The 13,727-nt window shown below is 56.1% G+C and carries 11 protein-coding genes; 4 read left to right on the plus strand and 7 right to left on the minus strand.

From position 1 onward, the window contains the following. Positions 1 to 85: 85 nt before the first annotated feature. The 3 genes from RE6C_RS22680 (at position 86) to pepT (ending at position 2,809) form a co-directional block, all read left to right on the plus strand. Positions 86 to 763 carry a DUF4190 domain-containing protein gene (locus tag RE6C_RS22680; protein ID WP_008660424.1) on the plus strand — a complete coding sequence of 226 codons (678 nt, stop codon included), beginning with the start codon at positions 86 to 88 and terminating at the stop codon, positions 761 to 763. 178 nt (positions 764 to 941) lie between these two features. Further along, complete coding sequence (locus RE6C_RS22685; protein ID WP_008660425.1) at positions 942 to 1,574, plus strand: DUF3299 domain-containing protein; 633 nt, start codon at positions 942 to 944, stop codon at positions 1,572 to 1,574. After that, entirely contained in the window at positions 1,571 to 2,809 is a 1,239-nt protein-coding gene (gene pepT / locus RE6C_RS22690; RefSeq protein ID WP_008660426.1) for a peptidase T, read from the plus strand. The genes RE6C_RS22685 and pepT overlap by 4 nt, the downstream gene beginning before the upstream one ends. Before the next feature lie 23 nt (positions 2,810 to 2,832). On the opposite strand, the gene RE6C_RS22695 is transcribed toward pepT, so the two are convergent. The 5 genes from RE6C_RS22695 to RE6C_RS22715 all read right to left on the minus strand — a co-directional run bounded on the left by RE6C_RS22695 (position 2,833) and on the right by RE6C_RS22715 (position 10,312). Then, positions 2,833 to 3,819 (minus strand): alpha/beta hydrolase, encoded by a 987-nt coding sequence (locus tag RE6C_RS22695; RefSeq protein WP_008660428.1) that lies wholly within the window; start codon positions 3,817 to 3,819, stop codon positions 2,833 to 2,835. A 125-nt stretch (positions 3,820 to 3,944) separates the two neighbouring features. Beyond that, on the minus strand, positions 3,945 to 6,014 hold the full coding sequence (locus RE6C_RS22700) for a trypsin-like peptidase domain-containing protein (protein WP_008660430.1): 2,070 nt from the start codon (positions 6,012 to 6,014) through the stop codon (positions 3,945 to 3,947). Further along, the gene (locus RE6C_RS22705; RefSeq protein WP_039963101.1) at positions 6,011 to 7,090 is read right to left on the minus strand and encodes a S1C family serine protease; all 1,080 of its coding nucleotides are present in this window, start codon (positions 7,088 to 7,090) and stop codon (positions 6,011 to 6,013) included. Before RE6C_RS22705 ends, RE6C_RS22700 begins: the two co-directional genes overlap by 4 nt. Next, the gene (locus tag RE6C_RS22710; protein WP_039963177.1) at positions 7,087 to 8,967 is read right to left on the minus strand and encodes a S1C family serine protease; all 1,881 of its coding nucleotides are present in this window, start codon (positions 8,965 to 8,967) and stop codon (positions 7,087 to 7,089) included. Before RE6C_RS22710 ends, RE6C_RS22705 begins: the two co-directional genes overlap by 4 nt. Before the next feature lie 100 nt (positions 8,968 to 9,067). Beyond that, on the minus strand, positions 9,068 to 10,312 hold the full coding sequence (locus RE6C_RS22715; RefSeq protein WP_008660437.1) for a hypothetical protein: 1,245 nt from the start codon (positions 10,310 to 10,312) through the stop codon (positions 9,068 to 9,070). A gap of 344 nt (positions 10,313 to 10,656) precedes the next feature. Here RE6C_RS22715 and RE6C_RS22720 point away from each other — a divergent pair, with 344 nt between their 5' ends. Next, a complete protein-coding gene (locus RE6C_RS22720; protein ID WP_008660439.1) occupies positions 10,657 to 10,914 on the plus strand; it encodes a hypothetical protein in 258 nt (85 codons plus the stop codon). Between the two features lie 212 nt (positions 10,915 to 11,126). Here the strand turns inward: RE6C_RS22720 and fliM are convergent, their stop codons facing one another. Both fliM and RE6C_RS22730 read right to left on the minus strand, forming a co-directional pair. Beyond that, positions 11,127 to 12,413 carry a flagellar motor switch protein FliM gene (fliM, locus tag RE6C_RS22725; protein WP_008660440.1) on the minus strand — a complete coding sequence of 429 codons (1,287 nt, stop codon included), beginning with the start codon at positions 12,411 to 12,413 and terminating at the stop codon, positions 11,127 to 11,129. A gap of 7 nt (positions 12,414 to 12,420) precedes the next feature. Further along, the gene (locus RE6C_RS22730; protein WP_008660441.1) at positions 12,421 to 13,725 is read right to left on the minus strand and encodes a glutamate-5-semialdehyde dehydrogenase; all 1,305 of its coding nucleotides are present in this window, start codon (positions 13,723 to 13,725) and stop codon (positions 12,421 to 12,423) included. Positions 13,726 to 13,727 lie beyond the last annotated feature (2 nt).

The following is a 13,727-nucleotide window of genomic DNA, read 5'->3' on the forward strand; positions in this document are numbered from 1 at the left end:
CCGGGTATCACTGTATTTTTTGACCGAAACAGTGGTGATCGTTTCGCTTCGATTTTGTCTTCCTACGATTGGTTGGTTTCCAGTTATGTCCGCTGAAGTCCAGTTTTCAGGGGCCGCAGACGCTGCTGAGTTTCCCTACAAAGCGATCAACCGCGGCGCGATTGCGTCGCTGGTTTTCTTGGCGTTGTCGTTGCCCGGATTGATGCCGACGTTCTCGCCGATGCTGATTCTGACCGTCCCCGGGATTTTGGCGGGCGTGATTGCATTGCGAGCGATCAGTCGTTTCCCGGACGAATACAGCGGCGCGGGCGTCGCGAAAGTTGGCGTGGTCGGTTGTGCCGTGCTTTTCTTAGGTGGCATCGGGTTTCACACCTACACGTATCTGACGGAAGTTCCTGAGGGGTATGAACGCGTGGCGTTTTACAAGCTGCAGTCGGAGCCCAATGGGCCTGATTTGCCCACGCCTGATGCTTTGAAGATTGATGGGGAAGATATCTTCTTGAAGGGGTACATCCACCCCAGCAGCGGCAGTGGCATGCTTCGCCAGTTCGTGTTGGTTCCCGACCTTGGCACGTGTTGTTTTGGCGGAGATCCTCGTAGTAGCGACATGATTGAGGTGACTTTGCCGCCGGGTGAATCGGTGCGAGCGGGTCTGACGAAACGTAAGTTGGCGGGCACGTTCAAGGTCAATCGTGTTCCACAAAGCAAAGATGACTTTGAAAACGCGATGTTCTACAAAATGCGGGTCGACCTGTACAAATAACGGGACATCGATCGGCTGGATGCTGGGACGAGAATGATCGGCTGATCGTGAATGATCGACTGATTTGGCACGTTCACGTCTGATTGCGTTTTGATGTTGTGGGCCCCACGTCCGACATTGGTACGATGGGTGCATCGCGTTTGCAGACGACCGGCACAGCAATTTTCTTCCACGAACGATGGATGCTCGTCAGATGAAACTGAATTCTCGAATTCCTTCGATAGCGATGGCTGGATGCCTGGCCGTTGCAACGATGCTTCCCACCCTGTGCGTCGCGGATGACTCTCAGACGCAGAAGGAGCGTACCGCGACGGCTCGATCCATCATCGAGCAGCGTCGAGCGGCGATGCGAGGTGAGGCCGCTGGGCGTGAAAAGGTCGAGGTCCGTAAAAGCAGCCAAGCGGATTTGGCCAAGGGAGACATCACGTTCGATGATTTGACGTTTGATATCGAAAAGGGCGAGGTCTTCGACGAGGAGAAGCTGACCAAAGAGCTGAAGTTCTTGAACGGCCGCAACGTGCGTCTGCGAGGGTACATGTTGCCAAGCACGTTGTACAAAGAAACCGATATCGACAAATTCGTTTTGGTGCGAGACAACCAGGAGTGCTGTTTCGGGCCCGGTGCGGCGTTGTTTGATTGCGTGATGATTGAGATGCAACCGGGACGGACGACGGATTTTGTGCCGCGACCCATCATGGTGGAAGGCAAGTTCGTCTTGGATACTGAGAAGTATCGATACCCGGGCGGCAAGGGCCCCGATGGGGCATCTCACATGGCCGTGTTTCGAATTGAGGGACTTCGCGTCCGATGATCAACCAAGACCGCTTGCTGCAACGTTTTCTCCGCTACGTTCGAATCAACACCGCCGCTGACCCGCAGTCTCAAGCCTACCCCAGTACTGAGAGCCAACGCGAATTGGGGAAGATGTTGGCGGATGAGCTGACTCAGATGGGACTGACCGATGTGGTTTTGGATGAGCATGCGGTTGTGACGGCAACCGTCCCATCAACCATCGATGGCACCGCACCGACGGTGGCTTTGGTGGCTCACATGGACACGTCACCGGAAGCACCCAGCGAGTCGGTCGATCCTCAAGTCGTTCAGTCGTACAGCGGCGGGGACATATCGCTTCCCAGCGGCAACACGATCACCGTCGCCGGATGTCCCGATCTGGAAAAGATGATCGGGCACACTCTGGTCACCACCGATGGATCGACGTTGTTGGGCGGTGATGACAAAGCCGGTGTCGCGATCATCATGGAACTCGCCGAAACATTGGTCGAGAATCCTCATCTGCCACACGGTCCGGTTCGCGTCGTGATGACTTGCGACGAAGAGATCGGACGCGGCACGGACAAGCTGGATCTGCAAAAGCTCGATGCAACGGTGGCGTACACCGTCGACGGTGGCGGGCAAGGCATCATTGATGTTGAGACGTTTTCGGCTGACGCGATGACGTTGATCTTTCGCGGGCACAACATCCACCCGGCGATCGCGAAGGACCGAATGGTCAATTCGTTGCGTGCGGCGTCCGATTTTGCCGCTTCGTTGCCCCGAGATTCCGAGACGCCTGAAACCACCGACGGTCGAGATGGTTTCGTCCATTTGCATGACATTGTCGGCGGCGTGGGGCAGACTCGCGTGGAGCTGATCCTGCGATCCTTTGATAGCGAACAGTTGTCGGTTTACGCGGACAAAGTTCGCAAGCTGGCCGAGGAAGCCACGGCGGCATGGCCGGGAATGCAATTGGAGTGTGAGGTTCGACGTCAGTATCGAAATCTGGCTGATGGGTTGGCGAAGCTGCCCGAGTCAGTCTCGTTGGCCGAACAGGCGTTCGAGAATTTGGGGCTGCCTTGTCAAACGGCGATTGTTCGAGGCGGAACCGATGGCAGTCAATTGACCGAGAAGGGATTGCCGACACCGAATTTGTCCAGCGGTCAACACAATATCCACAGCGTCCTTGAATTCGCGAGTCTGGATGAGATGGTCATCTCCGCGAATCATTTGGTTGAGTTGTTGAAGCTGTGGAGCGATAAGCGAGTTTGAGTCTGTCGGTTCAATGCCCAGATTCAATGAGCTTTGAGGAACTCGATCGTCCAATCCTGCACTTCGGGTTCTTCCATCAGGAATGAGTGCAGCACGGGCACTTGGTGAACCGTTTCCGCTCCTTCCAGTTGGGCTTCTTCGAGGCTGACGACGAAGTCCCCATCGCCATCGACCAAGGGATTCGCAATCGGTGTTGCGACCTTTCCCGCAACGATTGCGAAGGGAAACGGTGGGGTGGCCAAGTGCGATTCCACATCTGACCAGCGAGTGCCTAATTCCATCGCACCGGGGCCAGCAACCAAACCAAACACGCCAGTGGGAGCAAGTCGCCGCGCGATCGCGGCACCTTGGTTGGGTGGGCCGAGCATGACCATTGATTTCAATCGCGGCAGCAGGTTTTTGGGATCGCTATCGGCCTGCAGATCACCGATCAAATGCCGAGTGATGATGTTGCCCATGCTGTGACCGACGAATGCGAACTCGGCTTCCGGCGATTGATTCTCGAGGACTTCACGGAGTGCTGCGGCTGATTCAGCCAGAGAGCCACGTGTGCTCGCGTATCCAAACCGAATGGTTTGTTCGTAGCCTTCGGCGTGAAGTTTGGTTTCCAGCGACTTCATGCAATTGTCCGTTCGCATCAAACCATGTAGCAGGACAACAACCGGCCGATCGCATGGCGAGGCGATTTCAGGTTGTAATTTGTCGAGTGCTTCATCGACGTCTTCACGACTGCCCCACGCTCGTCGAACATTGTTGGGATCAAGCAGACGCCAGTGCTTGGTCACCGCGTTTTGCTGGATGCGGTAACCAGCCCGGTAATCGTGATCGGTCCACAATTGAGCCCCGCCGAGCGTGGGCAGGGGAACGTTGATGTTCTGAGCCATGGTCGTGTTCTCGGAAGTTCCCCACCAGGTGTGAATGCCCCAACCGGGAGCAAGTGTAACGGCGGCGATCAAAGCAAATCGCCTGATGGCTTTGAAACGACGGCCGTTCATTCGAAAGAAATTCATGTGTCGACAATGCATCGAGGCGAGGTGTTTGGCGAGTGCTCCGGACTGAGGAGCTATTCAACCAGAGACCACGGCTGAAGCTTTCTGCGCGAAAAACGGTGGATCGGCAGGCTTTCTTTTGCGAATCACATCGCCAACAAGGATCGAGTCCATTGAAGGCACAGGTCACGGTTGAGTGTGGGGGTGGTTTGCAGCGGGCAGCCGATTCGGCGAAGTGTTTCGGCCCAAAACGGTAGCTCCGAATTGGGAGGGCTCGGGATCAGGACCCGAAGAAGCCGCGGCGGTCCGTCTTTTCGTAGGCGAACGGCAGGCGGTTCGGTCTCATTCGAGATCGCAACGCCAGTGAAAACGTTCACGGTCGAGAGAGATGCACCGAGAGCCATCGAATCAGCAGGGTTGGCTTTCTCATCCATCATGAAGGCACCTCCGCCAATCAGAGCGACCGCGGACGGCGATGCACCGGATTGCTTCAGCGATGCGGCTGTCAGTTTGCTGATTGAATCCACTTCGTTGGGACGCCATTGATCGTCGCCATCGCTGCAGATCACACAAACGGCGACGTGATGCTGGCGAGCAAGGTCTTTCCAAGGGCCCAGGATCACGGATGGATCACGGTCTTTGGGTGGAGCCAGAACGATTGCCAAAGCGAGCGGAATCGTCGGTGCTTCATCCGGGGGTGTATCGACGGTGGGTTCTGGTTTGGGGAACCAGATTGCCGCCGCGTTGGTGATGTCAGGCAATTGCAGTGTGTCAACGTTCCAGTCATCGGCCGGCAATGGTTCGGAGGTCTCGAAAGCTGCGATGCGGTCCAGGGAGCCATCTAGCGTCAGAGGATCGACCGAGACCACCTGTTCATTGCCGTCGCGTTTGATCGTCAACTCGATTGGAACATCGGGGTCGGATGCCCAAAGACGTTGTCGCATTGCGTTGGAGTCCAGGATCGGTGAACCGTCGAGTTGAATCAAACGATCGTTGACCTTTAGCTTGCCGTCAGCGGGAGACTTGTTCCAAACATGTTGAACGATGACTGCAGTCGACGAGCTCGATTCTGCATCCGTGTCTTCCTCTTCGGTTTGTTCGATCACTTCATCCGCTGTGATCAAGCCGATGAACTGTGGTTGAAGCGGTGGGATTGTTGCAATCATCTTCGCGGCGGAAGTCATGCGTTTTCCATCCCGCTCGTATTCAATTTGGACTTCGTCTCCTGCGTCGTATTGCCCGAGTGCAAGTTTGATTTCTTGTCGTCGGGTGACGCTTTGGCCGCCGATTGATTTCAGTTGATCACCGACTTTCAATCCGGCTTTGTCGGCGGGCGATCGTTTGCGGACGACACTCAGTTCGGTTCCTTCGGCATATGGGTCGCTGCCCGCGACAACGAAGCCGAGCAGGCCTTGTTGGATGTTTTCACCACGACGCAATTGGTCCAGCTTTTGAGCGATGATCGAGCTGGGGACTGCGAACGCAATTCCGGAGTCGTACCAAGCGGTTGGGTCTTCTGCGCCGCCCTCGCCGACTGCGGGAATGACGACACCGCGAAAACGACCTTTGAGATCGACCAAGGGACCGCCATAGAAAGCCGGTGATATTCGGGCATCGGTTTGTATCGCGGTGCCATCAAGTCGACCGACTGCGGAAAGGATTCCCGTGCTCACCATCGGCGTGTTGTTTTCACCGTAACGAGCGACCGCAACCATTGTTTCCCCGACTTGGTCGTTGGCTGGATCGCTCGTCGGAAAAGGAATCGGTTGCCATGTTTCATCGGGAGAGGACACCTTCAGCAACACAAGGTCTCGGTGCTCGTCTTTCGCGACGACTGTGGCCGGGTAACGCTTGCCGCTTGGAGCGTTGACGATGATGCTAGCGGAGTCACCGCCCGTCACCCACGACGACGTCAGGACATGGCCCTGCTCGTCGATCACCACGCCCGACGTTGGTGCATCTTGCCGGACTTCGCCGTTGGCTTGCATGACGCCGATGACTTCGATGGTCACGACGGAGGGCAGCGTGTCCTCGGCAACATGCCGCACGGCTTTTGCCAAAATGCTTTGGTATCGCGCGGGCGTTGGGTCATCGGCGTGTACGGACGTCGTCGTGCAAAACAGCAGGGCAACCGTAAGAAGCATTTCAAACGGATTGGATATGCGATTCACGTGAAAGCTGCGGTGCAAGCGTGCCGGGAAATATTTGCGAATCATGGACGTAATACCAAGTCAAGAATTTCGTTGTCTCGCTGAACCACCAAGGCGACTTGGTCGCGGCGGTCGATTCGCCTCAACAGATCACGAAGAGCACGCTGGTGCGAAACACGACGACCATTGGCGAGAACAATCAAATCGTCCGGTCGAAGGTCCACGCGAGCGGCGGGTGAGTCTTTCTGAACGAAGTCGATGTAGGCGGGAGTGTTTTCGAGAACGTCCGGGATCAATCCAATGCCCAAGCCAATTGGCGAGTGCGATTTTTCGCGTGGAAGAACCGGATTGGATTCATCAGGAAGCGTTGTTTTGCGACCCGCGATGATGTCGCCGATCGGTTGCCGAAGAACGCCAGCTGGAATGGCGTAGTTCAGCCAAACGCCGGTCTTTCGATCTCGAAGTTCTTTTCCAAGCATGCCGAGGAATTGGCCTTCGGGATCGACCAGTGCTCCGCCAGCCGCACCGGGGTTGTTGGCGACCAAGTCGAGAAGCAATACCTCGCCGCGATAAGGTGTTTGAAAGGTTCCGCGACGAGCGTCGAGTTTGGTTTTCGCCGCGACTCGGCCCTGCATCACACTGGCGGGTTCGTTCCCCGTTGCGATGCCAAACAAATTGCTGACCGCGAGGACCGGATCGCCCCAGGAAACGTCGTCGGATTCTGGAATGGGAAAGAAGGAAAGGTCATCCGCTTCGATCTTCAACACCGCCGTCTCAAGTGCCGGTTCAAAGCCCACAATCTTCGATTCGAATCGTCGGCCATCGTGGAGAATGACGACCGGATCAACGTCCAGGACATAGCTCCATGCTGTTGCGATGTGACCCGCTGGGGAAACCAGGAAGCCGCTTTGGTAAGCCTCCAGTCCGGACAACCCGCCGGCACCATAGACCTTGACCATCTTTGATTGGACTTGGTCGGAAGGGCGAGCCATCGAAGGCTGGGCCCACAACTTTTCTGGCGTGAGAAATGCGACCAACGACCCAGTGATGCACCCCAGTAGAAGACGCAGCAACCACGCATGACTCGAGGCGTCATGAGGTGAGTTCATGGTGACTCTCGAAAGTTTTGAAACGCAACTCATGATGCATCTCCATCGACTGGAACCTGAGGTAGGTTGGCTGGTCCGGCCGACCAATCAGTGATTTGCAAATTTAAAACGGTGGTCAGTCCATAGCGGAGCTGCATGGTCGATGGCAGTGCGTTGTCGCCTGCATCGAACCAAAGTTCAGCGGGGTCGGTGTCGTTGCCAGCGATGGATTCAATCACTTCCAAACGTTCGGATTGTGGATGATGCAAGAATCGAGTTTCCAAATCGGAGTGGATGCCAACGACGGTGTCGCGAAGAAGACGCTGGCCAGACAGCGGCATGGTGCCCCAGTAGTAAGTGTCGCCGAATTGTTTGGGGCCGAGCGTCAGCATGCGTTGCAGAGCGTTCAAGCATGCCAGGATACCCGCGTCGCGTTGTTCGTCGACGACTTGCAGCAGTTCGTCGCCACGTGAGAGTTGCTGAACTTCGTCGCCAATTTTCAGTTTGAATTGGCCGTCGCCAATCGTGATTTGAAAATCGCTAGCTTCTTGGCCATCGACGACGGGAATGGTTTTGCCACGGATCTGCCAAACGGAATCATTTGCTACGACGTCTTTGAATTGTCGGCGAAGTCGCTCGATGAATTTCGATTGGTGCAGTTCGTTGTAGTGGTAGTTGGCATAGCCTTCACGGATCTTAATCTGCTTGGCGGCCACCACTGGAATCGGTTCGCCCGCCGCATCCTTCATCACTGGTTTCGCATCGTCCGGTTTGGGGTTGTCCGTGCCGTCTGGCGATGTCTCATCGTTTGATTCTGAGTCGTCGGGGGCGTCTCCTTCGGGATCAGACGGAGCGGGTGGCTTTGGCGGAGCGGGGGGAGGTGGTGGCAACGCCGACTTCATCTTCTCAAGCAATTCCGATCCGCGGTGAACGCTGGCCAAACGAACCAGAGTTTCTACGCTCGTTCCCTCTTGCCGATACGTGATTGGGATTCGCCATGATTCAGGGAACGTCGCAAGAATGTTTTGAACATCGTTGGCAGTTTGGATGACTTGGCCGTCGATCTCGAGAATTTCGTCCCCGTAACGCAGACCGCGTCGGTAAGCATCGCTGGAGCTGAGGATGTTGGTGACTCGGACACTGCCGTCTTCGTCCGTGCCAACAGTGGCCCCAAGAGTGGCATGGTCGACGATGCGACCGCTGTGCAAACACCCCAGGAAATTTTGTGCTTGGTCGCCCGAGATCGCGTAACCAACACCCACGTTGACGCGTCCTCGTTTTTCAAACGAAGCCCGTCCGATGATCCCGATCAAATCGCCGTCGTTGTCATACAGCGGACCACCGGAATTGCCGGGGTTGATGGAAGCATCGGTTTGAAAGCAGTTGCCGTATTCGAGCAACGTGCCAGAAGGATACTGATAGCGACGCACTCCGCTGATGATTCCAGCGGTGACGGTTGGTTGCAGATTCGTCGCGAGCAAGAATGGATTGCCGATCGCGAAGCACCAGTCACCGACTTGGACAGAGCGGCTGGGGACGAACTCAGCCGTTGTGAAATCGTCGCGGCCCAACAACTGAATGAGTGCCAAGTCGCCGACCGGATCGATACCGACAACCACCGCGTCATACACTTTGCCATCGCTGAGACCGCATCGCATGTAGGTGCCCGCGGGACTGCTGACGTGAAAGTTGGTCAACGCATAGCCATCGGGAGTGATCAAGACGCCGCTTCCGCCTCCTCCGCCGCCGGGAACAAACACCATGACCGTGGAAGGAGTGGCCTTTGCGATGCCGGCAACGCGAGCGGACTCAAACTGCTCAATCCACTTTTGTTCGTCAGGCAGAAGGGAAGACTCTTCGGCATGAAGAGTGGCCGTCAACGAAGTCGCTGATGCAACAAGAGCAAGCGTCAAACAACCGATTCGCACCATGGCGGAATCGAGGCATCGAGATGGCATAGCGAATCGTTCTTCTCAGTGTGGAGACGTCGTTGCAAAGATCATCTGAGCAGCGTCGGACCGACGCATGACTCTATTTTAACAAGCGGGCACCCAGCCACTCGATCCGATGCCCCAAAGCGTTGTTGATTGTCGGCAATGTCTCGGATGCGTCCGACCCGGGTTGGGTGCTTCGAAGTGTGAGCCGCCGTGCGTCTTCGATTGGCAAGATCAAGCCGTGTGGTTTGCGGTCTTTGATTTCGAGCGTCCAAGCGACGCGATCGTCCAACAGCACCGAAACCGTTAGCGGTGCGAACTGGTCCACTTCCGATGCGACTCGGACGGCGGCGACCAGTTTCTGATATACCTCGGGGATACGGATGACATGATCGGAAGACAGAACCGTTGTCAGATTCTTGGTGTCGGTTTCGGTCGCGAACCAAGTGGAGGCGAGGTCGTCTCCAAGCAGTGCTTTGAGTGGATCCGATTGACGCTGTTCAGCAACCTCTGCGTCGGACAGATAGAGGATGCCACCGGAGAACTGGATCTCCAACAACTCTTTGACTGGAATGGAGTGCGTGATGTCGTTGCCAAGATCGAGTTGAATTGTACGGTCGGTGGCATTCCAGTTGACTTGATCGGCCATCCAGTTCGATCCACGTTGGTCGCGGACTCGAATGGGCTTTTCCGTTTCACGGTCGCTGGTCGTGGAGAAGATCACGCCCTCGAGTTTCTTCAGGGGGGCGTCAACAATGTTTCCACTGAGGTCGAACGAAACGGAGTCTCGGTTGATTTCTAAGATCGTTCCTTCGATCGGATCCAACACATCTCCTTCGCGTCGGATGACCAAGCGGTCGCGGCGTTGTGGTTCTTCGACCAAAGCGAGCCAGTCAGCATCTGTCGCGGCGGAAGGAGCTCGGAACCGAACTGATTGAACGGACCGAATGGACACGGTGAATGACGGTTGGCCGATCGAGCGGACCAGCAGCTTCTCGTCTTCCATGGACGTCGCGGCCGATGCCACTTCCGAGCCGCCACGAAGAACAACGCGAGTCGGTGGGTTGGTCTTTTCCGATCCATCGAACTTGATCCGTGCAATCTCGGTCAGATCCCACTGCTTGGATTCACCGCCCGCCAAAATCGCGGAAAGGGATGAACCCGTCAGGTTGCTGAGCTGTCCCGTTTCTGTGTCTCCGTCGATGGTCTCGAATTGAATTTTCGGTCCCAGATCAGCCTCGCCGGAGGTGTCCTGTCCGGATGCTTTCGTTCCTGAAAAGGCAACGATAAAAGTCGCGAAAAGAGCGATGATGGGCGTCTGGCTGCGGGACGAGCGTGTCATAGGAACCGGCTTGAGCGTGAAAATCCATTCGTCGAAGCATCGTTTTGAGGTCCCCTACAGGATAACCGTCTTGCCGGTTGCGAAGCAGGGGAAAGCCATACTTTCGAGGTCGGTTAGTGTTCGTGCGTGCAGTGCTTTGGGGCGATTTAGGGCGTTCGTCTTCACGCAGTCTTCCTCAATTTAGATCCTTGCCCGAACCCGTCGGCGGCGCTACCATGGCTGCAGCTTGAGCATCTATGTGAAGCTTGCGTGAAATGAGTTTGCGTTGTCGAGGGTTTGTGGATATTATTCCCCCTGTCAAACGGATTTAACCAGCCGAGTGGCTGGAAGTAGAAAGGTTAATCATGTCCATTCGATTCAATCAATCTTGCCCCACGTGTGGGCGGCGAATCGATATTCGCGCATCGTTACTCGGATGTACCGTTGCATGCCAGCACTGTGGTGCTGAATTCATCGCATGTATCAGCGATACGGCTCAGACGCCTGAACTGTCTGACGAATTGCTCGATCGTGTCGAGGCGGCGCTTCGTCGCGCGGAGTCAGCGGCACAGAAGAGCGGTTTGACCGCACCGTCGATCGCCTCTCCGTCTGGTCCAAACTGATTGCTTGCTCATGTCATGTTCGGACAGAGACAAGTGGCAATCATTTGTTGCCAGAAGATAAGACGATTCGCATTGCTGACGAAATCAATGAATGGTGGTCGCAGTTCGAACACTTGATTTGCCGAGCGATCCGCGTATGGGGCGTAGGCACGAGGGCTTCACCGTTTTGGCCTGACGGACTGCAACTTTTGTGTTGGTGACTCGGCGACGAGTCAGCGAGTTGGTGCCGGTTTGGTGGGCGCAGCTTGGGGTGACGCATGTGACTGCGTTGCCGTTGGAATTTTGCCTTGAGCCGTGTCCAAGACGTTTTCCAGTTCATCTTCGACAGGTTCCGCCTCCGCGGGGGCGGATGAGTCGTTCGCCAGCTCTTCCTCCGGGTCGAACTCCGGCTCAAGATGTTTCGGCTCGACCGTCGATTGAACTTGCACCGCCTTTTTGCCTTTGTAGGCACCCGCAACGGCGGCGAATTTGTGAACGTCCTGAACGGACAATTCCAAAGCGGAGCTGGCGGCTTGTTCGGTTGTGATAATGTCGCCAACACTCAGGTCTAACAGATCGCTGGTACGGATCTTTGATCGTGCCAAAGTTACCACCACATCCACCGGAGCTGCGTCGATGCTGCCGGCGATTTTGCGTCGAGATTGTGGTGTTGGGTTTGTTTTTCCGTAGCCCACCCATCCGTTACGAGACAGTTTGGCGTTGTATTTCTCGATTGAATTGAAGGGGATGCACAAGTTCATCATCCCTCGGTTTTTACCAAGCAGGACTTCGAAACCAACCAGGATCGCGACTTCATTGGGAGGAACGATTTGGGCGAGCTGGGGGTTGCTTTCCGTCGTATGGATCGTCGGTTCTAGCTGAATGACGTTTTCCCAGGCGGGCACGATTTGTTCGAGGAACAGATCGACAACGCGACACATCAACCGGGTTTCGATTTCGGTCAGTGGACGGCGGATCGTTTCACCAGGGACCGGGTCGCCGCCGAGCATTCGATCGATGATTGCATATGCTAATCCGGGTGCGATATCGAGCACCCAGTGGCCTTCCAGCGGCAACGGCTTGATGACATTGAAGCAGCTTGGGTTGTCGAGGCTGAAGACAAACTCGCTGTAGGTGAGTTGGTCCACGCTCAGCAGTTTGACCTCGATCATCGTCCGCAGCAGACCGGAAATCGATGCACCGAAATTTCGGGCAATGGACTCGTGCAGCGAATGCATCGCCCGCATCTGGTCTTTGCCCACGCGTTCTGGGCGTTTGAAATCGTAGGCCGTCACACGGGCACCGGCCGGTACACCTGGCGAATAGGGCTTGGAATCCGCTGGATGAGCCGCACCGACGACGGGGGCGGAACCGCCAACGGTCGAGCCTTCGGCGTCTTTGGAATCGGCAGAGTCTTTGGGCTCGGTCGGTGCGCCGGTACCTTCCTCGTCCAAATCGGCCGTTTCCATGGCCTTCAGAAGATTCTCGACTTGATTTTGACTCAGTGATTCGTTGGACATCGTGTCCTCAGCCTCTTATGTGACCGTTCCCACGTACGATGTACTTGTAGCTGGTCAGTTCCCGCAACCCGCATGGCCCTCTTGCGTGAAACTTATCCGTGGAAATTCCAATTTCGGCACCCAAACCGAACATTCCACCGTCATTGAAGCGAGTGCTGGCGTTCACCATCACTGCGGAACTATCCACCAAAGCGGTGAACTGCTCGGATGCGGCGATGCTGCTGGTGACAATGGCGTCGGTGTGACCTGATCCATAGTGATTGATGTGGTCCGCGGCAGCGTCCAATGAGTCCACGACGGCGATGCTGATCTGCGGACCCAGGAATTCAGCAGCAAAGTCAGCGTCCGAGGCGGGAACGCCATCAGGAACGTAGGCTGCTGCACGTTTGTCGACCCGCATTTCAACGCCGCGGCTGGACAAGCGTTTCGCGATCGCTGGGAGTGCTTCGGCGGCGATCGATTGGTGAATCAGCAGCGATTCGCAGGCGTTGCAGACACCCATTCGCTGACATTTCGCGTTTTCAATGATATCGACTGCCATTTCGATATCGGCGGACTCATCCACGTAGACGTGGCAATTGCCGTCGTAATGCTTGATAACCGGCATGGTCGCTTCTGCGGCGACCCGGCGAATTAGGTTTTCGCCACCACGTGGGATCGTGACATCAATGTGGTCGGCTTGCTTTAGGAAGTGCCCCACCGCGGCGCGGTCGGTTGTTCCGACCAACTGGACCGCATCCTCGGGAATCCCGACGCGACGGCCGACTTCGTGAAGAACTTCAATGATCGCTCGGCTGCTGTGAGCGGCCTCTTTGCCACCTCGCAAAATCACCGCATTGCCGCTTTTGACGCAGATTCCGGCTGCATCGGCGGTCACGTTGGGGCGACTTTCGTAGATGAAGAAGACGACGCCCAGGGGCACGCGACGCTTTTCGATTCGCATTCCGCCCGGCCGTGCGAATCCATCGAGGACTTCGCCGATGGGATCGTTCAACGAGGCGATTTCTCGCAAACCCGTGGCGATTCCGGCGATTCGAGCTTCGTCCAGACGCAGACGATCGATACCCGCTTCGGTCAGGCCGTACTTTGGCGCGTTCTCCAAATCCAGTTGGTTGGCCGCAATGATTGCGTCGGATGCGTCGATCAAGGCGTCCGCGGATTCGATGAGCCATTGATCCTTGACGTTGGTGTCCAGAGTCCCCAGTAAACGAGATGCGGCTTTGGCACGACGGGCGATATCAACGCACTGGGCGGCAAGGTCGTCGGATTGGAGAGCGTCGGTTTGTGTGTCGGTCGTGGAAGCGGTCGACATGG

It is taken from the genome of Rhodopirellula europaea 6C, from assembly GCF_000338295.1.
GTDB lineage: Bacteria > Planctomycetota > Planctomycetia > Pirellulales > Pirellulaceae > Rhodopirellula > Rhodopirellula europaea.